25 protein-coding genes and 1 riboswitch are annotated in these 26,233 nt (G+C 67.5%); of the genes, 4 read left to right on the top strand and 21 right to left on the bottom strand.

Annotated elements, in window-relative coordinates; translation table 11 throughout:
* Nucleotides 1-100: 100 nt before the first annotated feature.
* On the top strand, nt 101-1,168 hold the full coding sequence (locus FHW84_RS20310) for a GNAT family N-acetyltransferase (RefSeq protein ID WP_343203632.1): 1,068 nt from the start codon (nt 101-103) through the stop codon (nt 1,166-1,168).
* Nucleotides 1,155-2,045, top strand: coding sequence for an arginase family protein (locus tag FHW84_RS20305; protein ID WP_243868216.1), 891 nt, complete (start codon nt 1,155-1,157; stop codon nt 2,043-2,045). The genes FHW84_RS20310 and FHW84_RS20305 overlap by 14 nt, the downstream gene beginning before the upstream one ends.
* Before the next feature lie 885 nt (nt 2,046-2,930).
* Here FHW84_RS20305 and FHW84_RS20300 read toward each other — a convergent pair.
* Genes FHW84_RS20300 through FHW84_RS20275 form a run of 6 tightly spaced genes read right to left on the bottom strand, consistent with a single transcriptional unit; the run spans nt 2,931 to nt 9,243 of the window.
* Nucleotides 2,931-6,104, bottom strand: a complete 3,174-nt coding sequence (locus FHW84_RS20300; RefSeq protein ID WP_167257805.1) for a PilC/PilY family type IV pilus protein — start codon at nt 6,102-6,104, stop codon at nt 2,931-2,933.
* Nucleotides 6,105-6,136: 32 nt separating this feature from the next.
* Complete coding sequence (locus FHW84_RS20295; protein ID WP_167257804.1) at nt 6,137-6,676, bottom strand: PilX N-terminal domain-containing pilus assembly protein; 540 nt, start codon at nt 6,674-6,676, stop codon at nt 6,137-6,139.
* A gap of 2 nt (nt 6,677-6,678) precedes the next feature.
* Nucleotides 6,679-7,719 (bottom strand): PilW family protein, encoded by a 1,041-nt coding sequence (locus tag FHW84_RS20290; protein ID WP_167257803.1) that lies wholly within the window; start codon nt 7,717-7,719, stop codon nt 6,679-6,681.
* Nucleotides 7,720-7,733: 14 nt separating this feature from the next.
* Nucleotides 7,734-8,297 (bottom strand): type IV pilus modification protein PilV, encoded by a 564-nt coding sequence (pilV, locus tag FHW84_RS20285; RefSeq protein WP_167257802.1) that lies wholly within the window; start codon nt 8,295-8,297, stop codon nt 7,734-7,736.
* Complete coding sequence (locus FHW84_RS20280) at nt 8,294-8,776, bottom strand: GspH/FimT family protein (RefSeq protein ID WP_167257801.1); 483 nt, start codon at nt 8,774-8,776, stop codon at nt 8,294-8,296. The genes pilV and FHW84_RS20280 overlap by 4 nt, the downstream gene beginning before the upstream one ends.
* Nucleotides 8,777-8,778: 2 nt before the next feature.
* Complete coding sequence (locus FHW84_RS20275) at nt 8,779-9,243, bottom strand: type IV pilin protein (RefSeq protein ID WP_167257800.1); 465 nt, start codon at nt 9,241-9,243, stop codon at nt 8,779-8,781.
* 643 nt (nt 9,244-9,886) lie between these two features.
* On the opposite strand from FHW84_RS20275, the gene FHW84_RS20270 reads away from it, so the two are divergent.
* On the top strand, nt 9,887-11,482 hold the full coding sequence (locus FHW84_RS20270) for a hypothetical protein (RefSeq protein WP_243868215.1): 1,596 nt from the start codon (nt 9,887-9,889) through the stop codon (nt 11,480-11,482).
* A gap of 60 nt (nt 11,483-11,542) precedes the next feature.
* Here FHW84_RS20270 and FHW84_RS20265 read toward each other — a convergent pair whose 3' ends face one another.
* The 12 genes from FHW84_RS20265 to crcB form a co-directional block, all read right to left on the bottom strand.
* Nucleotides 11,543-12,754, bottom strand: coding sequence for a DegT/DnrJ/EryC1/StrS family aminotransferase (locus FHW84_RS20265; RefSeq protein WP_167257947.1), 1,212 nt, complete (start codon nt 12,752-12,754; stop codon nt 11,543-11,545).
* Entirely contained in the window at nt 12,751-13,203 is a 453-nt protein-coding gene (locus tag FHW84_RS20260; protein ID WP_208399892.1) for an EamA family transporter, read from the bottom strand. The genes FHW84_RS20265 and FHW84_RS20260 overlap by 4 nt, the downstream gene beginning before the upstream one ends.
* A gap of 4 nt (nt 13,204-13,207) precedes the next feature.
* Nucleotides 13,208-13,573 carry an EamA family transporter gene (locus FHW84_RS20255; protein WP_167257799.1) on the bottom strand — a complete coding sequence of 122 codons (366 nt, stop codon included), beginning with the start codon at nt 13,571-13,573 and terminating at the stop codon, nt 13,208-13,210.
* Between the two features lie 8 nt (nt 13,574-13,581).
* Entirely contained in the window at nt 13,582-14,424 is an 843-nt protein-coding gene (locus FHW84_RS20250) for an alpha/beta fold hydrolase (protein ID WP_167257798.1), read from the bottom strand.
* A gap of 160 nt (nt 14,425-14,584) precedes the next feature.
* Entirely contained in the window at nt 14,585-15,067 is a 483-nt protein-coding gene (locus FHW84_RS20245) for a hypothetical protein (RefSeq protein ID WP_167257797.1), read from the bottom strand.
* A 296-nt stretch (nt 15,068-15,363) separates the two neighbouring features.
* Nucleotides 15,364-16,140, bottom strand: a complete 777-nt coding sequence (locus FHW84_RS20240; protein ID WP_167257796.1) for a biotin/lipoate A/B protein ligase family protein — start codon at nt 16,138-16,140, stop codon at nt 15,364-15,366.
* On the bottom strand, nt 16,137-16,427 hold the full coding sequence (locus FHW84_RS20235) for a biotin--protein ligase (protein WP_167257795.1): 291 nt from the start codon (nt 16,425-16,427) through the stop codon (nt 16,137-16,139). The genes FHW84_RS20240 and FHW84_RS20235 overlap by 4 nt, the downstream gene beginning before the upstream one ends.
* A 51-nt stretch (nt 16,428-16,478) precedes the next feature.
* Nucleotides 16,479-18,719: a DNA topoisomerase IV subunit A gene (gene parC / locus FHW84_RS20230; RefSeq protein ID WP_167257794.1), complete on the bottom strand. Its 2,241-nt coding sequence runs from the start codon at nt 18,717-18,719 to the stop codon at nt 16,479-16,481.
* Between the two features lie 582 nt (nt 18,720-19,301).
* Nucleotides 19,302-20,171 (bottom strand): TraB/GumN family protein, encoded by an 870-nt coding sequence (locus FHW84_RS20225; protein ID WP_243868214.1) that lies wholly within the window; start codon nt 20,169-20,171, stop codon nt 19,302-19,304.
* Nucleotides 20,172-20,202: 31 nt separating this feature from the next.
* On the bottom strand, nt 20,203-21,243 hold the full coding sequence (locus FHW84_RS20220; RefSeq protein ID WP_167257792.1) for a proline iminopeptidase-family hydrolase: 1,041 nt from the start codon (nt 21,241-21,243) through the stop codon (nt 20,203-20,205).
* A gap of 75 nt (nt 21,244-21,318) precedes the next feature.
* The gene (cfa, locus tag FHW84_RS20215; protein WP_167257791.1) at nt 21,319-22,437 is read right to left on the bottom strand and encodes a cyclopropane fatty acyl phospholipid synthase; all 1,119 of its coding nucleotides are present in this window, start codon (nt 22,435-22,437) and stop codon (nt 21,319-21,321) included.
* A 105-nt stretch (nt 22,438-22,542) separates the two neighbouring features.
* On the bottom strand, nt 22,543-22,929 hold the full coding sequence (crcB, locus tag FHW84_RS20210; RefSeq protein WP_167257790.1) for a fluoride efflux transporter CrcB: 387 nt from the start codon (nt 22,927-22,929) through the stop codon (nt 22,543-22,545).
* Between the two features lie 71 nt (nt 22,930-23,000).
* Nucleotides 23,001-23,107, bottom strand: a riboswitch (Fluoride riboswitch).
* Nucleotides 23,108-23,224: 117 nt separating this feature from the next.
* Between crcB and FHW84_RS20205 the strand changes: the two genes are divergently transcribed.
* Entirely contained in the window at nt 23,225-24,448 is a 1,224-nt protein-coding gene (locus tag FHW84_RS20205; protein WP_167257789.1) for a multidrug effflux MFS transporter, read from the top strand.
* 84 nt (nt 24,449-24,532) lie between these two features.
* On the opposite strand, the gene FHW84_RS20200 is transcribed toward FHW84_RS20205, so the two are convergent.
* From FHW84_RS20200 to minD, 3 genes are all read right to left on the bottom strand, one after another.
* A complete protein-coding gene (locus tag FHW84_RS20200) occupies nt 24,533-25,039 on the bottom strand; it encodes a hypothetical protein (protein WP_167257788.1) in 507 nt (168 codons plus the stop codon).
* An 85-nt stretch (nt 25,040-25,124) separates the two neighbouring features.
* Entirely contained in the window at nt 25,125-25,409 is a 285-nt protein-coding gene (minE, locus tag FHW84_RS20195) for a cell division topological specificity factor MinE (RefSeq protein ID WP_167257787.1), read from the bottom strand.
* Between the two features lie 5 nt (nt 25,410-25,414).
* Nucleotides 25,415-26,230 (bottom strand): septum site-determining protein MinD, encoded by an 816-nt coding sequence (gene minD, locus FHW84_RS20190; protein ID WP_167257786.1) that lies wholly within the window; start codon nt 26,228-26,230, stop codon nt 25,415-25,417.
* Between the last annotated feature and the right edge of the window lie 3 nt (nt 26,231-26,233).

Genomic DNA, 26,233 nt, shown 5'->3' with positions numbered 1-26,233 from the left:
AAGCGGCGTGAAAGCCCCGTCGTCCATGCTGCACGGCCCGGCTTGCGGCATCATGCGCGCGGCGTCCGGGACGGCGGCGCCCCACTTGCGGAAACCTTGCGTGCGTTATCTCAACCAACTCGAACCGGATGGCCTGGTCGCGTCGTTCGCGGCGCATCCGCCGCTCGGCTTCCGGGTGCTGGAGGCGCAAGGCACGCCCGCCTTCGTGGCGCCGTTCGACCTGCTGACCACCACCGATGACGCACTGCGCCGCCGCGTGCTGAAGGCGCCCGGCTACCGCTGGTGGGGGCGCCTGCTGCGCTGGCGCACCGCCTTCGTCGGCACCACGGTGTCGGAGTACGCGCTGTTTCCGCGCGAAGCGGACCCCACGGTGCTGCCCGGCGCGCTGCGCCGCGAGCTCGGCGGCGGACAGCGCCTGCTGGTGGTGAAGGACATCCCGCAGGATTCGCCGCTGTGCGACGCGGCCAGCCGCGACTGGTGCGCGCGCTTCGCCGAAGCCTGCCGCGCCGAGGGCTATCTGCTGCTCGAGGGCCAGGCGCTGGCTTACGTGGCGATCGATTTCGCCGACGAGGAGGCGTATCTCGCGCGCCTGTCGTCTTCGCGCCGCAAGGACATCCGCCGCAAGCTGCGCAAGCGCGACGAAGTGGCGGTGGAGACGGTGGCCTGCGGCGATGCGCGCTTTGCCGACGATGCCACCGTCGATGCGTTCTATGCCTTGTACGAGAACGTCTACGCGCAAAGCGAAATCCATTTCGACAAGCTCAGCCGCGCGTTCTTCGCCACTGTGCTGCGCGATGCCGGCAACGGCGGCTTCGCCTTCGTCTACCGCCACCAGGGCGAGCTGATCGGCTGGAACCTGTGCTTCGTCGCCGACGGCAAGCTGATCGACAAATACGTGGGCTTCGCCTACCCGCAGGCGCGCGAGCGAAACCTGTACTTCACCAGCTGGTTCCACAACCTGGCCTGGGCGCGCGAGCGCGGCCTGAGCCACTACGTGGCGGGCTGGACCGATCCGCAGGTGAAGTCCTATCTTGGCGCCAGCTTCACCCTGACCCGCCACGCCATCTGGCTGCGCAATCCGCTGCTGCGCGCCGCGGCGCGCAAGCTGGGCCACCTGTTCGAAAGCGACAGCCAATGGGCGCCGACCCCGACCGATGCGCAGACCTGATTCCATGCGGCCCGGCCCGCTGATCCTGGACTTCGACGGCGCCGTCGGCCCGATCGAGGGCGCCACCACGCTGCCGCTGGGCGACTGGCAGGAAGCGATCCGCTTCGGCTGCACCCTGCGCACCTTCAACCGCCTGCGCCGCCATCTCGCTGAAACCGCTCCGGCCGAGCACGGCACGGTGCTGATGGGTTCGGGCGACTACCACCACCTGACCTGGCCGCTGGTCGAGCGCCAGCGCGCGCGCGGCCCGTTCCAGCTGGTGGTGTTCGACAACCATCCGGACAATATGCGCTTTCCCTGGGGCATCCATTGCGGTTCGTGGGTGCGCAAGGTGGCGATGCTGCCTTACGTCAACCACGTGCACGTGGTGGGCATCACCTCCGGCGACATCGGCGCGGCGCATGCCTGGGAGAACTACCTGCGGCCGCTGCGCGCGGGCAAGCTCAGCTACTGGTGCATGGATGTGGATGTGGCCTGGGCGGCGCGCCTGGGGCTGCAGCACGCGTTCCACCGTTTCGAGGATCCGGATGCGCTGACTTGCGCGTTCGTGGAGCAGTTGCGGCGGGCGCCGCAGGCGACTTATCTGTCGATCGATAAGGATGCTTTCAGCGTGGATACTGCGCGGACGAATTGGGACCAGGGCCGGCTGGAGGAGCACCATGCGATGGCGATTATTGAGGCTTTGCGCGGGCGCATTGTGGCCAGCGACATCAATGGCGAGGTGTCGGCTTATCGCTATCGCACTTGGTGGAAGCGCTTGCTCAGCGGGATGGATGGGCAGGAGCCCGTTCCGCAGAGTGAGTTGGATGCTTGGCAGCTGCAGCAGCGCGCGCTGAATTTTAGGTTGTTGGCGGCTATCGCCGATAGCGTGGCGTGAGGCTGCGCTTCTGGCTCGTCATCCCGGCGTAGGCCGGGATCCAGTTTCTGTATCGCTCGGTTGTCGCGGTGCCGCGATTTGGCCGCTTATGCAGCGGGCATTTCGGACGCCTGCCGGCGCCCGAGTCACTTTCTCTTTGCTGGCCCAAAGAGAAAGTAACCAAAGAGAGAATGGCCTGAGAGCCAAGGCTCGCGACGCGACTAGAAGGAGCGGTGGACGGCTGCGGTAACCTGATTAACCTGGGTCTACACGAAACGACAGTGCGTTTACGTAGCGGCTGCTTCAACGTGCCGTGGCGAAGAGGATGTTCAAGGACTGAGGCCAGCTTTTGTTCTTCGTTCCTGCCTACCTCACGCCATCACCCCTCTCCCCTCCGGGGAGAGGGCAGGGTGAGGGGCCGGGCGGAGCGCAACGTTAATTCTTGCCGTGGCGTAGGTTGGGGTGAGCCGCAGGCGAACCCCAACACCCGCACCTTCACGCGCCTCGCCACGTTGGGGTTCGCCTATGGCTCACCCCAACCTACGCCGTACGCTTACGCAACGAACAGGGCTAAGCCTAAAAGCTGGCCTCAATCACTGAATTTCCTCTCGGCAACGGCACGTTGAAGAAGCCGCTACGTAAACGCACTGTGGTTTCGTGTAGACCCAGGTTAATCAGGTTACCGCAGCCGCTCACTGCTCCTTCTAGTCGCGTCGCGAGCCTTTGCTCTGAGGCTATTTCTCTTTGGTTACTTTCTCTTTGAGCCAGCAAAGAGAAAGTGACTCGGGCGCCGGCAGGCGTCCGAAATGCCCGCTGCATAAGCGGCCAAATCGCGGCACCGCGACAACCGAGCGATACAGAAACTGGATCCCGGCCTACGCCGGGATGACGAGAAGGGGGCGCGACCTACTTCACCCCCTCCACATACCAATAAGTGCGCTTGCGCTTCCCCGTCCCCGGCGGCACAACCTTCTGCGTCCCCAGCGAAGAAGTATTGTTGCCGCCCACCAGTCCCAACTGGTTACCACCACCAATCAACACCGGCGTCAGCAACGTCCCACCCCCCGAAGTGGGCAACTGCACCAGCCCGAAGATCGGCGACGGCGGCATGCCGCCACCATCGAACTTCACGAAGCGGTTCGAGTTGAGCCCGCTGCCGTCGAGGAAACTGATCGCGTAGCCACGCGCAATACCCAGGTTCGGATAGCACATGTTCGGATTGTTGGTCGGATTCGCCGGCTGATTCGTGCCGAAGTAGGTATAGCCGGCCACCGTCAGCGGCGCATTCACCGCCTTCTCGCCCGCATTGGCCAGCGTGACGTAGAAACCGGGGCCGCTGCCGGTGTACAGCGTATTGGTGGCGTCGGTCAGGTTGCTCTCGGTGATGGTGGCCCAGGTGGGGGCCACGCTGTTGCCGGTGCTGGTGTCGCGCAGGCTGTAGAAACGGTTGATCACATTGGAGGCCGCGTTCGAAGCCAGCGGGTGTTCGCGGTCGCCGCTCGCTGCCACCACCGCGTCGTAGCTGCCGGTCGGCACCACGTCCGGCGGATAGAAGAACTTGCGTGCATTGGTGCCGGTGCCGCCGAGGCTGGCGAGTTTGGTCACGGTCCAGTTGGACGGCGAGGTGAGCGCATTCGGCTCCAGGTCCACGCGCCAGATATTGCCGCCGAGGTCGCCGGCGTACAGGCGCTCGATCTTGCCGTCGCCGTCGCGGTCGAGCAGGGTGATGTCGGACGGGATCGCATACGTCATGCCCGGCACCGCGGTGCAGGGGCTGGGCTGGCCGGTGCAGCTGGGGGCGGCGATCCATACCGGCGCGCCGGTGACCGCATCGAGCATGACGACGGCGCGGCCCATGCTGTCGGCGCTCTGCACGGGATCCACGTCCTCGGCGGTGTCGTAGCCGCCGCCCATGATCAGCACAGGGTTGGTATTGCCCTTGATGCGCGCGACCTTCGGCTGCGACCAGGTCATGCCGAGTTCCGGAATATCGGAGCTGGACTTCTTCCACAGGAAGCGCGGCGCGGTCGGCGTGCTCACGTCGAACGCATAGATGAAGCGGCCGCCGCGGCGCGCGGTGAGGTAGATGTAGGTGGTCGCGGGCGTGACGCTCTGGTTCTGGTACACCGTGGTGGTGCCGTCGAAGAAATAATCCTTCGGCTGCGCGGTGGCATCGGTGATGCCGGGCAGCTTGATCACGGGGCTGTTGTCGCGCTGGCGCTTCAGCTTGCCGAAGAACTCCGGCGCGATGAACGACCACAGCTCGCCGCCGGGCCGCACCGTGCCGATGCCGGTGGTCTGGTTGCCGTTGATCGCGCGGAAGTAGCCGTCGTTGGAACCGTAGAACACCACCACGCCGGTGCTGCCGCCGTAGTTGATGATGGCCGGACGCGAATGCAGCACGTCGCCGTGGATGGACGGGCGCACCGTCACCGCGCCGCCGGGGCCGGGTTCGGCCTCGTTGTTCGGGCTGGTGTTGTCGGCGCCGCGCACCCAGTTGATCAGGTTGGGCAGGTCGCTGGCGGTGGTGCCGAGCAGCGCCGCCGTGATGTTGCCGTTGCTGGTGTCGAACTTCGGCATCGCGGCGCCGGTAGGGCAGCTGCCGACGCCGTTGCAGGTGTAGACGGTGCGGCCGGTCTGCGAGGTGAGATAGTCCGCGCGCAGCATTTCGCCTACGCCGCCTTTCTCCACCACTTCGCCGTCCACCGCGTCGTAGGCCAGGGAGATGCCGGAAGGCTTGTTGATCCAGAAGCCGGTCGCCGGCCAGTTGCTCACCACGCTGCTGCCGGGGAAGGCCAGGGGGCCGTTGCGCGGCGTGCCGGCCTGCTGGTCCGAGGTCCAATAGCTCAACGCATTGGGCGAAATGAAGCCGGAGCCGTTGTTGCTGATCGCCGAGTTGCCGAGCGAATCCTCGGTGATCACGTTGTTGCCGCTGTCCAGGCCCAGCTGGTACTGCTTCAGATTGCCGACCCAGCGCGGCTGCGCGGTCGGGTCGGGGCGGAACACGCCGACGTAGACCTGGTTCAGCGATACGCCCTGGCTGTTCACGCTCACCGGCAGGCTGACCGAAGCAAACACGCTGTTGATCGACTGCACTTCGTTGAAGATCTGCAGCAGGTCGTTCACCAGCGCATTGAGCGCGTTCGGGTCGTTGATGTTCACCACGAAGGCCTTGCCGCCGCCGTGGCTGGACATGCTTTGCAGGAACTGCACGTAGTCCGGGTTGCTGCCGTCGGTGACGGCGATGGTGTAGGTGATGATGTTCTGCGGATTGGTGGAAGAGCCGCCGGACAGGTCGGTCTGGTACATGAACTGCGCCCACTCGTCGCCCCAGTTGGCCTGGTACTTGTTGTTCGGCGGCGGGATCACGATTTCGGTGGGATTGGACTGCCCGGTGGCCTGCTGCAGCGAGGACTGCGCGCTGGGCGAATTGCCGGCATCCTGCGGCTTGCCGTTCTTCACCGCATTGGCAATGTAGATGACGAAACTCTTCTGGCACACGCCGGAGAGCGGCGAATGGTAGGTGACGCCGGACAGGCCGGTCTTGCCGGCGAAGTACGCCCACATCTCTTCCATGCCGCCGCCGACGGCGGAGTTGTTGGAGTTGTCGGCCTGGCGGTCCAGCGCCTTGATGGTGGTCTGGAAATTCGCCACGCCCGTGGCGTCCATCAGCGGCAGCGCGCCCGGATCCCTGGCGCGGCCCACATTGGGAAAGCGGAACCAGCCGCCGTTGCTCGACGGATCGAACAGCATCAGGCCCATGTTGATCTTGCCCAGCAGCACCGGGTTGCTGCCGATCGCGGTCACGGCCTGGTACAGCGAGCACTGCTCGAAGCCGACATCCTTGCCGGCATTGTTGGCCGATACCACGCCTGCGGTCGGGCAGCTGAAATTCACTGAGCCGTTCCAGGCGCTGGCGTTGTCCAGCAGGATCAGCAGGTTCGGCGAACCGCCGTTCACCGGCGCGCCGGTGTACAAATCGATGTCCTCGCTCAAGGCCAGGCCCGGCACCGCCAGCAGGGCGGCGGCGCAGGCCAGCCGGCGCAGGCGGCGGCTCAAGGATGGGCGCGTGTGGAGCATGGCGGCGTCTCCGCGGAGGCTGCTGGGTGTGTTCATGGACAGGGGGTTCCGACGGGGACGCGTACCGACGCGCCCTGGTGCACGGTGACCGAGGTCGCGCTGTTGTTCGGATCGGTGACGGACGACTGGATTTCCCACTGCGTGTCCGAGCACAGCGAGAACGCGGCGGCGCCGCCGCTGGAGCCGACCACGAGGTCGCCGCTGCTGCTGGTGGGCGTGCGGCAGACGTCGCCCAGCGACAGGTCGCGGTTGAGCACCGGCTTGCTGTCCAGGCAGATCGGCGCGGCCACTTGCGCGGTGAAGTCGTTGTTGCCGTCGCCGGTGACGTCGATCGGCACCGAACTGGCGGGAATCGGATTGAGCGTGAAAGCCTGGTTCATCACCGCCTCCACGCCCTGCTGCGCCACCGAGCGGGCTTCCATGCGGTATTGCTGGTTCGACGCCACCTTGGTGTTGATCATGCTGGAGCTGGCCATGGAGATGGCGAACAGCAGGAAGATCACCAGGAACACCAGCGTCATCATCAAGGTGAAGCCGCGCTGGCGCCGCGATGGATGCGATGAAGGATGCATGCTCAGTTCTCCCGCACGCCGCCGACGTTCCACAGGCGCGCGACCGCGCTGTAGACGTGGCGCTTGTAAGCGTCGTTGTAGGGACCGTCCGGCGCCGCGCGGCCCAGGTCGTAGGTGCGCGTGTCGTTCCAGCCGGTCGTGGCATCGAGGTTGCGCGCCAGCACTGTCACGCGCACCGCGGTGACGTTGGCCCAGTTGGTGGTGGCATTGGTCCAGGCGTAGCCGCTGCTGCCGGTGCAGGTGGCGGAGTTGTCGATGGCGGGGTTGTCGACGTAGCAGTCGGGCGAGCCGTTGCCGTCGGTGTCCACGCCGTAGCTCAGGTGCACGTCCTGGATGCCGGCGACCAGCGAGGACACCTGGATCGAGCCGTTGACGAATTCCGCCACTTTCAGGGTCGGCATGCTGTCGCCGCCGCTGGCGCAGTTGTCGCAGGCCGCCAGGTAATAGCTGCGCACCACGTATTTGCGCAGTTCCGCCGGGCTGCCGCTGCTGCAGGTCTTGCCGAGCAGGGTGAAGTTGGCCGAACTCTTGTCGTAGACCAGCTGCTTGGTGTCGGTGGTGCAGCTCGATTGCTGCAGGTAGTACTCGGTACCGGACACCGCCGCCGAGACATTGCCGGAGGCGTAGTGCACGGTCAGCGCCTCGGTGCCGGTGCTCATGCTGGAAAAACACGCGGGCTTCGCGCCGCCGGCGGCCACGCCCGAAAGCGCCACCGGCACGGTGAGCGGCGAGGTGGTGTTGTCGAAGCCCATCGAGGCCTGCGTCGTATTGCAGGCGCCGGGCAGGTTGTACTGCAGCGTGGCGGGCAGGCCGGGGCGGCCGTAGAAGCCGGCCATTTCCACGTCGCGCACCATCGATTCCAGCGCGTAGCGGCCGTTCTCGACCTGCTCGCCGGTCTTGTTGAACTCGGCGCGCGCCTTGGAGGTGGCGACGTACAGCGAACCCAGCGCGGCCAGCATGGCCAGCCCGATGGTGACGCCGATCATCAGCTCGACCAGCGACAGGCCGCGCTGGCGATGGAGGGGCGGGATGGAAGAAGGCATGCGCATGGCGGCGGTCACGAGAGGCTGGCGATGCGGACTTGCACGCTGACGGCGCGGCGCAGGCTGTCGTCGCCGAATTTGTTCTGCCCGCAGGTCACGCCCGGCGCCGCGGTGGGCATCAGGCCCTGCCACACCACGGTGATGCGGTAGACGTTGTTGGTGGCGTCGATACGCTCGACGCAGCCGATCGCGCCGAGCATCGCGCCGACCTTGTTGCCGCCGGAGTTTTCGCCCGCGCCGAGCAGCGCATTGCGCCAGGCAGCGAGGTCGGCATTGGCGGTGGCCGCCTGCAGCGCGGTGGGCGAGGGCGTGCCGGTGGCGCAGGTGGGCGGCGCGGCGTAGCCGGAGCCGGTGGCCAGGCCGGTGGCGCCGTTGGAATAGCAGGCCGCCACCTGCCGGTTCGCGTTGAGGCGCGAGACCATGTCCTGCACCAGGGTCAGGGCCTGCACGCGCTGGTAGGACTCCATCTCGTTGCGGGTGGAGCGCGCCATCATCATCACCGTGCCCAGCAGGGCGACCGATGCGATCAGCATCGACACCAGCACCTCGATCAGCAGAATGCCGCGCTGGCGTTTCATGAGCAGGCTCCCTTGGTGGTCTGCACGCGCCCGGTGGCGCCCACCGCTACGCACAGCGGCTGCTGCCCCTGCGAGGTGACGGTGGGGTTGAGCGTGAACGACATGCCGGTGCCGGACATGCGCCCGTCGCCGCCGAAATTGAACGAGGTGTTGCCGCCGCCTTCGTTGATGCGCATGCCGTCCAGCGTGCCTTGCGCGCGGATGGTGCTGGCCGGGGTGACGGCGCTGGCGGTGCTCACCGTCCAGCCCTTGCTCCAGTCCGTGCCGTTGGCCACCACGTAGACGGTGCCGTTGCGCTTGATCGCCTCGCTGCGCGCCAGCACCACGGTGGAGGCCAGGTCCATGGTGGCGTTCTTCAGCCGCTGGCGCTGCAGGAACGGCGCCATCTGCGGCACGGCGAGCACGGTCAGCACCAGTAGCACCGAGACGGTGACCATCAGCTCCACGGCGGTGAAACCCCTGGCGTATGCGCGGCGCATGGCTATCGCTTCCAGCAGGTGGTGGAGGTGCCCGAGGCGGTCTTGCTGCCGTTGCTGCCGAGCTTGAGCGTGCCGCAGCCGCTGTCGCGGGTCTGGTTGCCGATCGGGGTGGCGGTGATGGTGTAGCTCGGCGGCGGGCCGGAACTGGTGGCCACCGCGATGGTGTAGTTCGGCGAGACCGTATCCGGCAGCGCGCCGTAGCCGAGCAGCGCATTGCTGGTGGTGTACTGGCGGCTGTCGATCATGTAGCGCTCCTGCGCGCTGGACATGTCGAGCATGACGGCCTCGGCCGCCGCGCGGTTGGCGCGCAGCATGTAGCGGTAATAACTGGGGATGGCCAGCGCCGCGAGGATGGCGATCACCGCCACCACCACCATCAGCTCGATCAGGGTGAAGCCCTGCGCCGCACGGCACCGCGCGGGCGTGCCGGGCGGCGTGGCGGTGAATGGCGAGATGGGCGCGACCATGTGAAAGCTCCCCCATGAGTTCACTTGGTCATTCCGCGGCGCGGCCTTAATGCGAAAATCCGCCGGCAGTGCTGGGAATGGCAAGTGGAGCGTAGGTATCGGGAATATCCAATGTCAATTTGCCGCACGGCCGTTTTCCTATAATCGCGGCCCTAGGCCATCAGGTGTAACAGCCGGTTATCACCCTGGATGGCGGGGAAATCATATGCATCGGGCGTGCCGGGGAAAGTCAGGCGCAAGCCGGGCGGACGAAAACACGAAAAATCGCCTTCCGGCCGATTTTCCACGAGATAACGGCATTGATTTTCGTTAATCGATCGGGCGTCTCTATATCTTTCGGTCTATGCTTTTTGCGGTTATTTAAAGCGGCCCGACCAAAAAGGTCTTTTGCGCCCCATTTGGTCACCCGCCGGCGCATTGGCCTATGCATTCGGTGCGGGCGTCGTCGTAAGGATCCGCTAAGCAAATTGGGTTACCAAGACGGCCAGCTGGCCGTCCGTGGGTACAGGCGCTCTGCGCCTCACGGCAGCCATGGCAAAGCGTTGCCGGCAGCGTCGAGCTTCACGGCCGCAGGGGGATGGCGCGAACCGGTCTCGAGAGAGGGCGATCGATCGTTCGTTGAACCTAGACCAGGGAGACCATCATGTTCCTCAAGCAGACCGGCGCCGCGGGCGCCGCGTTGTGTATCGCCGTGGGCGCGTCGTGCATGGCAGGCGCGCATGCCCAGGATTCCTCTGCCGTAGAAGTGACGCCGGCCGCGCAGCACGACACGCTGCATTCGCTGCGCGGGGTGATGCCGCGCCCCGATGACTTTTCCAAGAGCCCGCGCGAGCACGCGGCGCGTCCCTTGCCGTGGATCGACGGCCCCGGCTCGCCGCCCGACGGCGCCGTGCAGGGCAGCGCCACCGGCGCCGCGCCGACGGCCGGCAGCGGCGTGGACGGCGTGGGCCAGGGCTTCAGCGGGCCGCAGGGCAGCTTCACGGTGGACAGCGCGCCGCCGGATACCAACGGCGCGGTGGGCGCCACCCAGTACGTGCAACTGGTGAACACCGGCTTCGCGGTGTTCGACAAGGCGAGCAAGCAGGTGGTGTACGGGCCGGTGCAGACCAACACCTTGTGGTCCGGCTTCGGCGGCCCCTGCGAGACCGACAACGACGGCGACGGCGTGGTGGTGTACGACAAGGCCGCCGGCCGCTGGATCATCACGCAGTTCGCCGTGACCGCGGCGCCGTACTACCAGTGCGTGGCGGTTTCGGCCACCAGCGATGCCACCGGTGCGTATTACCGCTACGCGTTCAACTACGGCAGCGTGTTTCCCGATTATCCGAAGCTGGGCGTATGGCCGGACGCCTACTACATCACCTTCAACATGTTCAGCGGCAACAGCTTCTCCGGCGCCAGGCTATGCGCCTACGACCGCAACGCGATGCTGAGCGGACAGGCCGCGACGCAGCAGTGCTTCCAGCTTTCCAGCAGCTACGGCAGCGTGCTGCCGGCGGACCTGGACGGCGCCACCGCGCCGCCGGCGGGCGCGCCGAATTACCTGATGAACTTCGGCACCAACAAACTCAATCTGTGGAAGTTCCACGTCGACTGGAGCAACAGCGCCAACAGCACGCTGAGCGGGCCGACCGCCATCCCGGTCGCCACGTTCTCGGCGGCGTGCAGCGGCGGCACCTGCATTCCGCAGTCGGGTACGAAGCAGAAGCTGGACTCGCTGGCGGATCGCCTGATGTTCCGCCTGGCTTACCGCCGTTTCGCCGACCACGAATCGCTGGTGGTCAGCCATTCGGTGAAGGTCGGCACCAGCAAGCAGAACCCGTATACCGGCGTGCGCTGGTATGAAGTCCGCAGTCCCGGCGGTACCCCGGTGGTGTACCAGCAATCGACCTATTCGCCGGATACCACCTATCGCTGGCTCGGTTCGGTGGCGATGGACAAGCAGGGCAATATGGCGCTCGGCTACAGCGCGTCGAGCAGCACCATCCATCCGGCCATCCGCTACACCGGCCGCCTGGCCACCGATGCGCTCAACACCATGCAGGCCGAGGCGAGCATCGTCGAGGGCACCGGTTCGCAGAGCGGCAATAACTTGTCGCGCTGGGGCGACTACAGCGCGATGACGGTGGACCCGGTGGACGACTGCACGTTCTGGTACACCAACGAGTATCTGAAGACGACCGGCTCGTTCAACTGGAGCACGCGGCTGGCGTCGTTCAAGTTCCCGTCCTGCCAGTAAGCCTGGTGTCCGTTGCGCCACGCAAAACCCCGCTTGTGCAAGCGGGGTTTTGTTTTGCCTTCAGCCGCGCAGCGTGCGCCGCAGCGTGTCGACGATGCGCGCGAACTCGTCGCCGCGCAGCCACGGGCTGTTGCCGATGGTGAGCGAGCGCGCGGCGAAGTCGCGCGCGTTGGGCAGCTCGGTGGCCGGCACGATGTCGCGCAGGTAGCCGTAGTCGGGCAGAGCGTGGATGAACAGGCGGCTGACGCCCAGGCCCGCGGTCCACAACGTGCCGAGCGCGGCGTCGCGCGCGGCGGCGGTGGGCAGGGTGAGCAGCAGGAAGGGCCATGCGCCCTGCGTGCCCGGTGCATCGTCGAACACGGTGACGCCGGGCAGCGCGCGCAAGGCGTCCAGACGCGACAGCGCCTGCTTGCGCGTGAAATCGAGAAAGGCGGGCAGGCGGGCGAATGCGGCGGTGCCCACGCCCTGGCGCCAGCGGCCGAGCGGATGCAGCGGAATATCGGGGCCGAAATCGTCGCCCACCGCGGCCACGGGATCGCCTTCGGCCAGCGCCTCGCGCAGCGGCTTGCCGTACACCGCGTAGAGCAGCGAGGGGCGATAGGCGACCGCATAGCCAAGCAGTTCCGCCGCGCGCTGCAGGCTCCAGCGCAGGCTGGAACGGATCACCTCGCGGCGGCTCGCCATGAAGGCCTCGCGCAGTACCGCATCGCGCGCGATCAGCACGCCGCCTTCGTACAGCGTGAGTCCCTTGCCCACCGCCAGGCTGAAGAAGCCCGCGTCGCCCTGCAGGCCCACGCTGGCGCCGCCGCTGCGGGCGCCCAGCGCCTGCGCGGCGTCTTCCAGCACATAGGCGCCGCAGCCGCGCGCGATCGCCATGGCGGCCGGCACGTCGACCACGCGGCCGGCCAGGTGGGTCGGCACGATGGCCAGGGTGCGCGGGCCGCACAGCGCGCGCAGCTGCGCGGCGTCCATGTCGATGCTGCCGGGGGCGAGATCGCACAGCTTGAGTTTCAGCCCCGCGCGATGGATGGCCAGCGCGACCAGCGGGCAAGTCCAGGCCGGCACCACCACTTCGTCGCGCTGCGGGCGCAGGCGGTGCATGGCATGCAAGGCCACCACCATGGCGGCGGTGCCGGAGCATTCGAGTTGCGGCTGCGCCACGCCGAGCCAGCCGGCCAGCTGCGCGGCGAAGCGTGCGCGGCGCGGCAGCAGGTCCGGCAGGCGCAGCGGCAGGCCGGCAGTGGGCGGCAGCTCGCGGCGCATGCGGCTCAGTCTCCGGCGGCAACGCCGAGCGCGCCCTTGGCCTCGGTGGGCGCATCGCCTTCGGGATGCGCGCCGCTCTCGGCCAAGGCGAGGCAGACGATGCCGGCCACGATCACCAGCGCGCCGATCGCGCGCGCCCAGGTCAGCGGCTCGTTGAACAGCCAGATCGAAAACAGCATCACGCTGACCACTTCCAGATGGGTCACCGCGAAGGCCGGGCCGATCGGCGCGTGCTTGAGCAGGGTCATCCAGGTGAAGAAGTTGCCGACGTAGCCGACCACCGCCAGGTAGATCCACGGATGGCCGAACACGCGCACGATCCAGGCCCAGTTGGCCTCGGGCGGAAACGCGTGGTTGCCGGCGTACTTGAAGGCCAGTTGCACCACGGTGTCGAACGCCACCAGGATCAGGAAGCCGAAGAAATAGAAGCGCCCCAGGCGCTGCGGCGTCGATGCCATGCGCTCAGCCTCCACCGGCGATCCCCACGATGCAGACGCCGGCGGTGACCAGCAGGATGCCGGTGACGCGCAGCGGGGTGAGCTTCTCGCGGAACAGGATGCGTCCGGCGATCATGATCACCACGATGTTGATGGAACCGAGCAGCACGCCCTCGGACAGATCGACCAGCGAGAGGAAGGCGATCCACACCAGGAACTCGGCCACGTAGGAGCCGATGCCGATCCAGATCCACGGCCGCGCGGCCATGTAGCGCCAGCGCGCCAGGCCGTCGCCCGCGTTGGGGTCGCCGGCGGCGGCCTTGAAGGACAGCTGGCCCACCGTGTCCAGGGTGACGTTGAGCAGCCACAGCGTGACGGCGAGCGGGCTCATCGGCGCGCTCAGGCCGCGGCGCGCGCGGCGGCTGCGGCAGCCGGGTCGGCGATGCGGCCGAAGAAATCGGCGGAGCGGTCGATCAGCAGGCGCCGTTCGCGGTCGATGGTGATCATGTGATAGCTGTCTTCCAGCAGCAGCATCTCCACCGGACCGGACACCCCGCGCTCGACCAGGTGCGCATTCCCGACGCTGGCGATGTCGTCCTCGGTGGCGTGCGCGATCAGGCAGGGCGCGGTGACCTTGGGCAGGTCGCGCTTCACCACCGCGGCCATCTTGTACATCTCGGCCAGCGACGGCCACGGGTTGCCGGGCAGGCCGGCCGCGGCGCTGTCGCCGCCGAGCATCAGCGAGCTGATCTGGGCGCGGATGCGCTCGTCGCGCAGGCCGTAGGGTTCTTCCTCCTGCACCATCCACTTGCGGCCGATGCCCAGGCGGGTCACCAGCGGCAGCAGGAAGGAAAACTTGCCGTACCACGGCGTGGCCCAGCCGTCGTAGCGGAAGGTGGCGCCGTACACGCCCACGCCCTTGACCAGGTCGGGGCGGTCGGCGGCGAGCTTGAGCGCCAGCACGGCGCCCATCGACAGGCCGGCCACGAACAGGTGATCGAGCTGGCTGGCGTAGCGCTCGGCGGCGGTCTTTACGCTCTCGTACCAGTCGTGCCAGCTGGTGGCGAGCAGGTCATCGGCGTCGCCGCAGTGCCCGGCCAGCTGCATGCCGTAGACGTCGAAGCCGGCGCGGTTCAGGCCCTTGCCGACCAGGCGCATTTCGGCCGGGGTGCCGGTGAGGCCGTGGATCAGCATGACGCCGGCGCGCCCGCCTTCGAAGCGGAATTCGACGTTCTGGATCACGGCTGGGAGCCCAGGCTGGGAGAGGTTTGAAGCGTAACGGCTGGGCGCATGATTTCGCGAGAAAGGCTGAGACTGACCGTGCCAGTCTGGCCGGGGGCTCTTTCTAAAAACTTTCGACCTGCTTGCGGATCCAGGACTTAGCGCCGCCGGATCGTGCGCCTCAGCGCCCGTTGAAGCGGCTGACGCCGATCGACAGGCCGATGCTGCCGGTGGGGTGCGAGCAGTCGCCGGTGCGCTGGGTGATGTTCACCGCGCCGCTGTTGTAGGTGCCGGAGCCCCAGTGATTGCCGGTGACCACGCCCATGCCCACGCTGCCGTGCACCTGGGGCTGGTTGTAGGTGGCGTCGTCGCAGTGCGGGCGGCTGGCCTCGGCTTCGGCCTCGTCCTGGGCGGCGGTGCGGCCGCTGGTGTCGCCGTAGTAGACGCCGGGGGCGGGACGATTGGCGTTGGCGCTGGGGCGGGTGTTGACCGGGTCCATCGCCGGCGGGGCATCGCCGGGCCGGGCCGGCGCGGCGGCCGTGCTGGCGCTGGCCGGGACGCTGCCCGGCGGGAGCTTGAGGTTGAGGCTGCCGGCGGTCTGCGCCTGGGCGGCGGCGACGAGCAGGGCGGTGGCGAGCGCGATGGGGATGAGCTTGGTGTTCATGGGGTGGCTCCGGGGGCGCTGCCGATAACGGTTGGGGCGGGAGAAGCGTGCACAACGGGGTTGGATGGCCGGACATGCGGCGAAGTTCCAGTTCGAAATTCTTCTCCCTTCCGGGCGACCCGAAGGTAGTCCCTGTGGGAGAGAAGATGCCGGCAGGTAGATGAGGGGCCAATCTTGCGATCCCGTTGATACGGAAGCGAAGAAAAGCTGTTGAGCTTGAGAAGACCCTCAGCTCACGTCTCCGCCCGGCCCCTCACCCCGGCCCTCTCCCCGGAGGGGAGAGGGGGAAGAGCGGGTTACGGCACTTCGGCGGTCCACTCATGCTTGTGGAACTTGTTCGCCGCCAGTTCGCGCGCGCGAGCCAGCTCGTCCGGCGTCAGCGCCCCGTCGCGCAGGCCGTGCAAACGCCGGAACGTGTCGATCATCCGCTGGATCACCGCCTCGCGCGGCAGGCCGGTCTGGCTGCGCAGCGGGTCGACGCGCTTGGCGGCGCTGGCGGTGCCCTTGTCCGAAAGTTTCTCGCGGCCGATGCGCAGCACGTCCAGCATCTTGGCCGCGTCGATGTCGTAGGCCATGGTCACGTGGTGCAGCACCGCGCCGGCATGGCGCATCTGCGCGGCGCCGCCGATCTTGCCGGCGGCGGAGGCGATGTCGTTGAGCGGCAGGTACCAGGCTTCGATGCCCAGTTCGCGCAGCGCCGCGATCACCCACGCATCCATCAGCGCGTACGACTCCTGGAACGACAGGCCTTCGACCAGGCCCAGCGGCGCATAGATGGAATAGGTGATGGTGTTGCCCGGCTCGATGAACATCGCGCCGCCGCCGCTGATCCGCCGCACCACTTCGATGCCGTGGCGGCGCGCGCCGTCCAGGTCCACTTCGTTGCGCAGCGACTGGAAGCGGCCGATCACCACCGCGGGCGACGCCCATTCCCATATGCGCAGGGTCGGCGCGCGGCGGCCGGCGGCGACTTCGTCGGTCAGCACCTGGTCCAGCGCCATGTGCAGCGCAGGGGGCTGCGGGTCCTGGTGGATCAGCTCCCAGCCGTGCGCGCTCCACTCGCTGCGGCTCATGCCTGCGCGCCCTCGTGCAGGGCGCGGCGCACCGCCACGGCGATGGCCTCGGGCGAGATGCCGTACATCAGCACGTCGGCGCTCAGCGCGCTCTGGATGGCGAAGGCCAGGGTGGCTTCGTCGGCGCTGGCGCTGCGGCCTTCCAGCGCGGCGTTGATGTCGCGCAGCGCGCGGTCCGGCTCCAGGAAGAAATCGCCGCTGACCTGCACGCGGCACAGGCGCCCGGCGTGGACGTCCAGATCCACCACCACCAGCTTGCCGCCGGGCATCTTGTATTCGCCGTGCATGTGCAGCCTCCGGCAGACCGCCGCCCCGGCGCACCGGGGCGGCGCGATGGATCAGCCCGTGGTTTCGATCCGCTCCACGCGGCGCAGGCCGCGCGGCAGCACGCCGCCGCGGCTGGCGCGGTTGCCGCCGAACTCCACCAGGTCGGACCAGCGCAGGGTGAGCTTGCGCTGGCCGGCATACAGCGTGACCTCGCCCTTGCCTTCGGTCACCACCGCCACGCCGGCGACGCGCTCGTCGCCCGAGCTGAGCTTGCTCTTGGGAATCTCGATCAGCTTGTTGCCCTTGCCCTTGTCCAGCTCCGGCAGCTCGGCCACCGAGAACATCAGCAGATGGCCTTCGGTGGTGACCACCACCAGGCGGTCGCGCGAAGGATCGGGACTGACCTGCGGCGGCAGCACGCGCGCGCCGTCGCCCAGGGTGAGCATCTGCTTGCCGGCCTTGTTGCGGCCGGTGAGCGCCTCGAAGCGGGTGACGAAGCCGTAGCCGAAGTCGGTGGCCAGGATCAGGCGCGTGTCGTTGTCGCCCGCGCACAGCGCGTCGAAGCTGGCGCCGGCCGGCGGGCTGAAGCGGCCGGTCAGCGGCTCGCCGTTGCCGCGCGCGGAAGGCAGCGTGTGCGCCGCCGTGGAATAGCTGCGGCCGGTGGAGTCGATCACCGCGATCTGCTGCGTGGTGCGCGCCTTCACCGCGGCGAGCAGGCTGTCGCCCTCGCGGTAGGAGAGGCCCTCGGCGTCCACGTCGTGGCCCTTGCCGGCGCGGATCCAGCCCTTCTGGCTGAGCACCACGGTGACCGGCTCGCTCGCCACCAGGGCGCTTTCGTCCAGCGCCTGCGCGGCTTCGCGCCTGACCAGCGGCGAGCGGCGCTCGTCGCCGAACTTGGCGGCGTCGGTGCGCAGTTCTTCCTTGATCAGGCCTTTGAGCTTGGCCGGCGACTTCAGCAGCACGTTGATGCGGGCGCGTTCTTCTTCCAGCTGGTCGCGCTCGGCATTGATCTTCATTTCCTCGAGGCGGGCCAGCTGGCGCAGCTTCGTTTCGAGGATGTAGTCGGTCTGTTCTTCGCTGAGCTTGAAGCGGGCCATCAGCACCGGCTTGGGCTCGTCTTCGGTGCGGACGATGCGGATCACCTCGTCCAGGTTGAGGTAGGCGATGCGCAGGCCTTCCAACAGATGCAGGCGGCGCTCCACCTTGGCCAGGCGGTGCTCCAGGCGGCGCGTCACGGTGGCGGTGCGGAAGCTCAGCCACTCGGTGAGGATGCGCTTGAGGTCCTTCACCTGCGGACGGCCGTCCAGGCCGATCATGTTGAGATTGACGCGGTAGCTCTTTTCCAGATCGGTGGTGGCGAACAGGTGCTGCATCACCTCGTCCGGATCGATGCGGTTGGAGCGCGGCACCACCACCAGGCGGATCGGGTTCTCGTGGTCGGACTCGTCGCGCAGGTCCTCGATCATCGGCAGCTTCTTCGCGCGCATCTGCGCGGCGATCTGCTCCAGCACCTTCGAAGGGCTGACCTGGTGCGGCAGCGCGGTGATCACGATGTTGCTGTCTTCGCGCTGGTACACGGCACGCGCGCGCAGCGAGCCGGTGCCGCTCTGGTAGATCGCGAGCAGTTCGTTGCGCGGGGTGATGATCTCCGCTTCGGTCGGATAGTCCGGACCCTGGATGTGCTCGCACAGGTCGGCCACCGTGGCGTCCGGATCGTCGAGCAGGCGGATGCAGGCGCTGACCACTTCGCGCAGGTTGTGCGGCGGGATGTCGGTGGCCATGCCCACGGCGATGCCCATCGAGCCGTTGAGCAGCACGTGCGGCACGCGCGCCGGCAGCCAGCTGGGTTCTTCCAGGGTGCCGTCGAAGTTGGCCACCCAGTCCACCGTGCCCTGGCCCAGCTCGCCCAGCAGCGCCTCGGCGATGGGGCTGAGCTTGGATTCGGTGTAGCGCATCGCCGCGAAGCTCTTCGGGTCGTCGGGCGAGCCGAAGTTGCCCTGGCCGTCGACCAGCGGATAGCGGTACGAGAACGGCTGCGCCATCAGCACCATGGCTTCGTAGCAGGAGCTGTCGCCGTGCGGATGGAATTTGCCGATGACGTCGCCGATGGTGCGCGCGGATTTCTTCGGCTTGGAGGTGGCCGAGAGGCCGAGTTCGCTCATCGCGTAGACGATGCGGCGCTGGACTGGCTTCAGGCCGTCGCCGACGAAGGGGAGGGCGCGGTCCAGGACCACGTACATGGAGTAGTCGAGGTAGGCGCGCTCGGCGTATTCCTTGAGTGGGATTTGTTCGAAGTTGGCTTGCAGGTTCATTTAGTTATGGGGGGGCGAGGTGGCGCGCGGGGCGCGCGGGTAGGCTCGGGATGGTGCCAGATTGGGCGTTTGGCGTCATTTCCATGTTGGTCATCCTGGCGGAGGCCTCCCTACTCGTCATCCCGGCGTAGGCCGGGATCCAGTGGCGGTATCGTCTGGTTTTCGCGGTGACGCGAATGGGCCGCTTATGCAGCGGGCATTCCGGACGCCTGCCGGCGCCCGGGTCACTTTCTCTTTGCTGGCCCAAAGAGAAAGTAACCAAAGAGAGAATGGCCTAAGAGCCACTGCTCGCGACGCGACTAGAAGGAGCAGTGAGAGGCTGCGGTAACCTGATTAACCTGGGTCTACACGAAACCACAGTGCGTTTACGTAACGGCTGCTTCAACGTGCCGTTGCCGAGAGGATGTTCAAGAATCGAGGCCAGCTTTTGCTCTTCGTTCCTGTATGCGACACCACCCCACTTCTCCCTCTCCCCTCCGGGGAGAGGGCAGGGTGAGGGGGCGGGCGGGGCGCAACGTTAAATCTTGCCGTGGCGTAGGTTGGGTGAGCCGCAGGCGAACCCCAACGTGGCGAGGCGGTGGGTTACTGCCGCTGCACTTCGATCCCCAGCTTCTCCAGCTGCTTCTGCAGGCTGTCGGGGCCGGCGAGGTGGCCTGCGCCTACGGCAACAAACGTCACGCCGGGCTGCTTCATCCGTTCCGCGATGTTTTTTGCCCAGGCCTCGTTGCGCTTCACCAGCATGCGGTCGTACAGCTCGGGGGAGCCTTTGCGCAGGTCTTCGTCTTCGATGCGGGCGATTTCGTCGGTGTCGCCGCGGCGCCAGGCGTCGATCAGGTCGCGGAGGCGGGCGGGGCCTTGGGCTACTTCGTCGAGGCTTTGGCGGAGGAAGGAGAGCTGGAGGGGTTCGGGCATGTCGGCGAGCATGCGCAGCTGCTGCTCGGCGGTTTCCAGGCCTTCGACGGGTTTGTTGGCTTTTTCCATCAGGGCGCGCAGGGTCTTGTCGACGCCCTGGGCGGGGTCCATGCCGGCGCGGACCAGCGGGCCGACGGCCAGGGAGACGGCGGCGAGCCAGGGGCGCATGGCCTGGAGGGTGGCGGCGCCACCGGGGAGCTGGGCCTCTTCGGCGGCGCGTTCCAGGCGGCGGCGGTCGCGTTCGGACAGCTTGCTGGACAGCGGATGCGCGGGGTCGAGGCCGTACTTCATCACCAGCGCCTGCATGTTGGCGGGGTTGTCGTCGGTCAGTTCGATCACCAGCCGGCTGCTGGCGTCCAGGGCCTGGTCCAGCTGCCTCGACGACCAGTTGGCATCGGACGGCAGCAGGTGCACGGTGCCGAACAGGTAGACGGTGGCCTGGTCCTTCTTCGCCACCCACAGGCCGGGGTTGGCGAAGGCGGGAGCGGCGAGCAGCAGGCACAGCGCGAACAGGACGCGGATACGGCGGAACGGCTTCAACGGCAACTCCAGGTGGGACGGCGGGCGGGTGTCAGTGCGCGGCCTGGCCGGCTTCGACGTCGTGCAGGAAGCGGGTAAGGCCGTCGAAGTAGGTGCGCTGGTCATCGTACATCGCCATATGGCTGCCCTTGGGGCACAGCAGGAAACGGCCCTGCGGCAGCTTCTTCGCCATCGCGGCCATGTAGGCGGGGTCCATGGTGTCGTACTGCGCGCCGATCACCAGGGTGGGCACGCGGATCCGGTGCAGGTCCTTGCTGCGGTCCCAGTGCTCCAGGCGGCCGCTGGCGCCCAGCTCGCTGGGGCCCTGCATCAGCGTGTAGACGCGCTCGTTCAGATGCGCGAAGGCGCGCTGCACCGGGTCCGGCCATTGCGCCTCGGGCATGCGCAGCACGTGCTGCTCGTAATGCATGGGGGTGAGGATCTGCATGTAGCGCGGGTCGGCGGTGCGGCCGCTGGCTTCGAGCTGCTTGGCCTCGGCCAGCAGCTTGGGATCCATCGCCGGCTCCAGCACTTTTTTCGCGTACGCGTTATAGGCGGGAATCGAATCCACCATGTTGGAAATCACCAGGCACTTCAGGTGCTGCTGGTATTTCAGCGCGTACTCCATGGCCAGGATGCCGCCCCAGGAATGACCGAGCAGGCAGAAGTTGTCCTGATCCAGGTGCAGCGCCTGGCGCACCTGCTCCACTTCCTCGACGAAGCGCTCGGTGGTCCACAGCGAGTCGTCCTTGGGCTGGTCGCTGTAGGCCGAGCCGAGCTGGTCGTAGTAGTAGTACTCGACGCCGGCGGCGGGCAGGAAGCTGTCGAAGGCTTCGAAGTATTCGTGGGTGGCGCCGGGGCCGCCGTGCAGCAGCAACAGCTTCAGCTTCGGGTTGTTGCCCACGCGCTTGGTCCACACGCGGAACTTGCCCTTCGGGGTGTCGATCACGATGGTCTTGACGCCGCCGCTGAGCACGTCGTCACGGCCGCTGTTGTCGAAATAGCTGGCGGGGTTGCGTTGGGCGGGCTCGTCGGCGGCGTGCGCGGCGCACAGGCACAGCAGGGCGGCCAGGGTGGCAAGCAGGCGTTTCATCGCGACTCCCCTCATCGACGGCGCTTGGAATGCGGCACTATCCCGCGCCCGTTGCACGGCGGCAAGCCGCGGGATTCAGCGCGGCACGCGGTAGCCGCCGGGCACGCCCTCGGGACTGAGCGTGAGCTGCCACAGCTGGTCGCGCCGGCTGCGGAACACGGCCGCCGACACCGACAGGTAGAACTGCCACATGCGGCGGAAGCGGTCGTCGTAGTTGCCGGCCAGGCGCGGCCAGGCCGCGTCGAAGTTGGCGCGCCAGGCGTCCAGGGTGCGGGCGTAGTCGGCGCCGAAGTTGTGCCAGTCCTCCACCACGAACAGGTCCTGCAGCGCCTCGGCCACCTGCTGCGCGGAGGGGATCATCGAGTTGGGAAAGATGTATTTCTCGATCCACGGGTCCGGCCGCGAGGGCGCGCCGTTGCTGCCGATCGAGTGCAGCACGAACAGGCCTTCGGTCTTGAGGCAGCGGCGCGCCACTTCGAAATAGGTGCGGTAGTTGAGCGCGCCGACGTGCTCGAACATGCCGATCGAGAACACCGCGTCGAAGGGCTCGTCCAGTTCGCGGTAGTCCTGCAGGCGGATCTCCACCGGCAGCCCGGCGCACAGCTCGCGCGCGAACTCGGCCTGCTCCTGCGAGACGGTGACGCCCACGCCCGCCACGCCGTAGCGCTCGGCCGCGAACTTCAGCGCCTCGCCCCAGCCGCAGCCGATGTCCAATACGCGCTGGCCCGGCTGCAGGCGCAGCTTGCGGCAGACCAGGTCGAGCTTGGCGGCCTGGGCGTCGTCGAGGTTGTCTGCCTCGGCCCAGTAGCCGCAGGAATACACCAGCCGCTTGCCCAGCATGGCCTGGAAGAGGTCGTTGCCCAGGTCGTAGTGGACGCGGCCGATCTCGTAGGCATGCTCGCCGCGCTGCAGGTTGATGAAGCGGGCTTTGAGGTGCGCCAGCAGCGTGTCCAGCGTCTTCAGTTCCTGGTCCACGTGCGAGCGCAGCAGGCGGGTGAACATGCCGGGCAGGTCTTCGGCATCCCACCAGCCGTCCATATAGGCCTCGCCCAGGCCGAGCGAGCCGTGGGCGAACACGCGGGCGTAGAGGCCATCGTCGTGCACGCGCAGGTCGGTGGGAGCGCCGCCGTCGAGATGGATGCCGGCGTGTTCCAGCAGGGTGACGGCGCGTTGCTTCAGCGAATCCCGGCTCATGCTTGCCCCTGAATGGTGTGGATGTCGATCAGTGTCTGCCGAGCACTCGAAGCCTGCCGCCAGCGATGCATAGATCATGTCGACGCGGGCGTGGCCGGCCTCTCCTCAGGCGCGCAGCAGCAGGCGGGTAAGGGCGATCCCGGCGACGGTCATCGCGATCGAACCCGCCAGGTGGAAAGCGACGTGGCCGGCGAACCACAGATATTGCTGGCGCAGCAGCAGGGTGGTCGCCTCGGCCGAGAACGTGGAGAAGGTGGTCAGGCCGCCGAGGAAGCCGGTGGCGACGAACAGGCGCAGCTCCGGCGGCAGGGTCTGGTAGTGGTCGAACACGCCCAGCACGCAGCCCATCAGCAGGCCGCCGACCAGGTTGGCGGCGAGCGTGCCCAGCGGCACGGTGGGAAACAGAGGGTTCAACAGCACGCCCAGCACCCAGCGCAACCAGCAGCCCAATGCGCCGCCGACGCCAACGACCAGGAATCCGGAATAGCTCACTTGCCAAGTCTCCTAAAGGGATCAGGCCCACCCCTCTGGAACCAGGCACGCGCCTGCGCCCCGGCGCGGGCCGGTGTGCAGGCATCATCAGCGCCGGGTCCGAAGCGAATGCAGCGGGCGGCGGCGCGGTTCGTCCGTATCGGCACGGAACGGGAGGCATGCCATCTCCCTTGGGTTGGGCATGCTAGCCGAAGGTGTCGGCATGGCGCCAACCCCGAGCTGACGAGTGGACCATGCGGCCCGGATGGCGCGCCCCTATACTCGCAAGCCTCGCATCCCCCTCCCGTTGCACGCCATGAATGCCACTCCCCGCGCCGTGCAGCGCAGCCTGCCGGTGCTGCTCGCGGGCCTGTCGATGATCGGCCCGTTTTCCATCGATGCGGTGTTCCCCGCGTTCCCGCTGATCGGGGCGCAGTTCGGCGTGGACAACGCGCAGCTGCAGCAGCTGATCAGCGTGTATCTGCTCACCTACGCGGCGATGAGCCTGTTCCACGGCGCGCTGTCGGACGCGGTGGGCCGCAAGCCGGTGCTGGTGGCCGGCATCGCGGTGTACGCGCTGGCTTCGGCGGGCGCGGCGCTGGCCACGTCGTTTCCGATGCTGCTGGCTTGCCGCGGCCTGCAAGGCATGTGCGCGGGCGCCGGCCTGGTGGTGGGGCGCGCGATCGTGCGCGACTGCTACGAAGGCGCGGCGGCGCAGCAGCTGATGTCGCGGGTGATGATGATCTTCAGCATCGCGCCGGTGGTCGCGCCGATGGTGGGCGCGCAGATTCTTTATTTCGGCAGCTGGCACGGCATCTTCTGGGTGCTGATGGGTTTCACCGCGGTGCTGGCCGCGGCCCTGGTGCTGCTGTTGCGCGAAAGCCATCCGCCACAGGCGCGCACGCGTTTCGCGCCGCGCGAGCTGCTGGCCGGCTATGCCGGCTTCGGGCGCGACCGGCCGTTCCGGCCGCTGCTGGTGTCGTGCTCGGTGAACTTCGCCGGGTTGTTCCTCTACATCGCCTCGGCGCCGCGCATCGTGCGCGACCTGCTGCACCTGTCGGCGCAGGGCTTTCCCTGGCTGTTCCTGCCGGTGGTGGCGGGACTGATGACCGGTGCGTGGCTGTCCGGCCGGCTCGCGGTGCGGCGCAGCCAGGTCTATACGGTGAACCTGGGGTACCTCTCGATGCTGGCGGCGTGTGCGCTGCATCTGCTGCTGGCGCTGGTGTCGCCCGAGCCGGTGCTGCCGTGGTCGATGCTGCCGCTGATCCTGCATGGCATCGGCGTGCAGCTGGCGTTCCCGACGCTGACCCTGCTGCTGCTCGACCGCTTTCCGCATCACCGCGGCGGTGCGTCCTCGGTGCAGGCTTTCGCCAGCCTGCTGTTGTGCAGCGTGGTGGCCGGTGTGCTGTCGCCGCTGCTGGCCGGCCACATGCTTTATCTGGCGCTGGGCGCGTCGGGGCTGACGGTGCTCGGCTGGGTGTCGTGGCGGTGGTATCGGCGCGCGGTAGAGACGCGCGAAGCAGTAGGCGAAACGGCGTAGGTTGGGGTGAGCCGCAGGCGAACCCCAACGATGCGATGCATTTGAAGGTGGCGATGTTGGGGTTCGCCTGCGGCTCACCCCAACCTACACCGTGTCGAAGGTCGGGTGTCCCTGCGCATCGAGCAGCGCATGCTCGACCAGCCATTGCCGCGCGTTCTCGGCATCCTCGGCGAACCACGCCGCGGTGGAACCCAGGCGGAAGCTGTAGCCCCAGGCGTCCATGTCCGCCATCAGGCGCGCGCGGCCGACGCCGGGCAGTTCGTCGGCCAGCACGATCTGCAGATAGCAGGTGGCGTCTTCTTCGGCGATCGAATCGGTGGCGTCGGTGTGCACCTGCGCGCGCCGCTCCGGCGGCAGCACGATCAGGTGGCCGGCCTCGTGCAGCAGCGAATGCACTGGCGTGTCGCCGCGTGCGTAGACCATGGTGCCGATGATGCCGGCCTCTTCGTCGCCCCAGAAGCTGCCGGGAATCGGCTGCTCGTCGGGCACGCGCTGCAGGCTCAGGCCGTAGCGGGCGAGCAGGGCGCGCGCGCGTTCTTCCTGGATATCGGCCAGGCGCAGCACGTGGGGCGGGGCGGGGGTGTCTGGCATGCGTCGCTGCGCTAGGGGCGGGCGCCCGGCGCGGAAGTCGATGAGGAAAAGACGCCGGCGGGCGCGCTGGCCCGCCGGCGGTGCATCAGCCGGCGACCGGAGCGGTCGAGCCGGGCTTGTCGTTCTCGGGCAGGGCGACGGAGAGTTCCAGCACCTCGTGCCCGCTGTCGCGCTCGACGTTGATGTTGATCGCTTCGATGTCCACGTGGACATATTTCTTGATCACTTCGAGCAGCTCGTTGCGCAGCAGCGGCAAGTAGTCGGGCGCTCCGCGGGTGGAGCGCTCCTGCGCCACGATGATGCGCAGGCGCTCCTTGGCCACCACGGCGGACGGCTCCGGCCTGCGCTTGAGGAAATCAAGAATACCCATCGCGTTCAACCTCCGAATACGCGCTGGAAGAAGCCCTTCTTCTGCACTTCGAGGAAGCGCAGCGGGCGCTCTTCGCCCAGCAGGCGGGCCACGGTGTCGGTATAGGCCTGGCCGGCATGCGAGGTCTCGTCGAGAATCACCGGCACGCCCGAGTTGGACGCAGCCAGCACGTTTTCCGATTCCGGAATGACGCCGACCACCGAGATGCCGAGGATGTCCTCCACGTCCTTGACGCTGAGCATTTCGCCCACCGCCACGCGCGCGGGGTTGTAGCGGGTCAGCAGCAGGTGCTGCTTGATCGCGTCCTCGCCCTTCTCGGCGCGGCGGGTCTTGCTGGACAGCAGGCCCAGGATGCGGTCGGAATCGCGCACCGAGGAGACTTCCGGATTGACCACCACCACCGCGTGGTCGGCGAAATACATGGCCAGGTGCGCGCCCTTCTCGATGCCGGCGGGCGAGTCGCACACGACGTAGTCGAAGCCTTCCTCGGACAGGCCCTGCAGCACCTTCTCGACGCCCTCCTGGGTGAGCGCGTCCTTGTCGCGGGTCTGGCTGGCGGCCAGCACGTAGAGGGTTTCGTAGCGCTTGTCCTTGATCAGGGCCTGCTTGAGCGTGGCCTCGCCGTGCACGACGTTGACGAAGTCGTACACCACGCGGCGCTCGCAGCCCATGATCAGGTCGAGGTTGCGCAGGCCGACGTCGAAGTCGATCACGGCGACCTTCTTGCCCTGGATGGCCAGGCCGGTGGCGAGCGAGGCGCTGGTCGTGGTCTTGCCCACGCCACCTTTGCCCGAGGTGACTACGATGATCTCTGCGGTCAAGGG

It is taken from the genome of Dyella sp. SG562, assembly GCF_011759495.1.
In the GTDB taxonomy this organism is placed as follows: domain Bacteria; phylum Pseudomonadota; class Gammaproteobacteria; order Xanthomonadales; family Rhodanobacteraceae; genus Dyella_D; species Dyella_D marensis.
The sequence above is the reverse complement of the archived record's forward strand: the minus strand, read 5'-3'. Positions and strand labels throughout refer to the sequence as shown.

What these genes read in the sequence shown, in the direction of transcription:
- FHW84_RS20255 (WP_167257799.1), bottom strand. Translation starts at nt 13,573, where the DNA reads ATGAGCCCGCTCGCCGTCACGCTGTGGCTGCTCAACGTCACCCTGGAC.
- parC (WP_167257794.1), bottom strand. Translation starts at nt 18,719, where the DNA reads ATGAACCTGCAAGCCAACTTCGAACAAATCCCACTCAAGGAATACGCC.
- cfa (WP_167257791.1), bottom strand. Translation starts at nt 22,437, where the DNA reads ATGAGCCGGGATTCGCTGAAGCAACGCGCCGTCACCCTGCTGGAACAC.
- FHW84_RS20235 (WP_167257795.1), bottom strand. Translation starts at nt 16,427, where the DNA reads ATGCACGGCGAATACAAGATGCCCGGCGGCAAGCTGGTGGTGGTGGAT.
- pilV (WP_167257802.1), bottom strand. Translation starts at nt 8,297, where the DNA reads ATGAAACGCCAGCGCGGCATTCTGCTGATCGAGGTGCTGGTGTCGATG.
- FHW84_RS20275 (WP_167257800.1), bottom strand. Translation starts at nt 9,243, where the DNA reads ATGGTCGCGCCCATCTCGCCATTCACCGCCACGCCGCCCGGCACGCCC.
- FHW84_RS20245 (WP_167257797.1), bottom strand. Translation starts at nt 15,067, where the DNA reads ATGAACACCAAGCTCATCCCCATCGCGCTCGCCACCGCCCTGCTCGTC.
- FHW84_RS20270 (WP_243868215.1), top strand. Translation starts at nt 9,887, where the DNA reads ATGTTCCTCAAGCAGACCGGCGCCGCGGGCGCCGCGTTGTGTATCGCC.
- FHW84_RS20305 (WP_243868216.1), top strand. Translation starts at nt 1,155, where the DNA reads ATGCGCAGACCTGATTCCATGCGGCCCGGCCCGCTGATCCTGGACTTC.
- FHW84_RS20205 (WP_167257789.1), top strand. Translation starts at nt 23,225, where the DNA reads ATGAATGCCACTCCCCGCGCCGTGCAGCGCAGCCTGCCGGTGCTGCTC.
- FHW84_RS20280 (WP_167257801.1), bottom strand. Translation starts at nt 8,776, where the DNA reads ATGCGCCGCGCATACGCCAGGGGTTTCACCGCCGTGGAGCTGATGGTC.
- FHW84_RS20300 (WP_167257805.1), bottom strand. Translation starts at nt 6,104, where the DNA reads ATGCTCCACACGCGCCCATCCTTGAGCCGCCGCCTGCGCCGGCTGGCC.
- FHW84_RS20220 (WP_167257792.1), bottom strand. Translation starts at nt 21,243, where the DNA reads ATGAAACGCCTGCTTGCCACCCTGGCCGCCCTGCTGTGCCTGTGCGCC.
- FHW84_RS20290 (WP_167257803.1), bottom strand. Translation starts at nt 7,719, where the DNA reads ATGCCTTCTTCCATCCCGCCCCTCCATCGCCAGCGCGGCCTGTCGCTG.
- FHW84_RS20240 (WP_167257796.1), bottom strand. Translation starts at nt 16,140, where the DNA reads ATGAGCCGCAGCGAGTGGAGCGCGCACGGCTGGGAGCTGATCCACCAG.
- FHW84_RS20295 (WP_167257804.1), bottom strand. Translation starts at nt 6,676, where the DNA reads ATGCATCCTTCATCGCATCCATCGCGGCGCCAGCGCGGCTTCACCTTG.
- minE (WP_167257787.1), bottom strand. Translation starts at nt 25,409, where the DNA reads ATGGGTATTCTTGATTTCCTCAAGCGCAGGCCGGAGCCGTCCGCCGTG.
- FHW84_RS20260 (WP_208399892.1), bottom strand. Translation starts at nt 13,203, where the DNA reads ATGGCATCGACGCCGCAGCGCCTGGGGCGCTTCTATTTCTTCGGCTTC.
- FHW84_RS20200 (WP_167257788.1), bottom strand. Translation starts at nt 25,039, where the DNA reads ATGCCAGACACCCCCGCCCCGCCCCACGTGCTGCGCCTGGCCGATATC.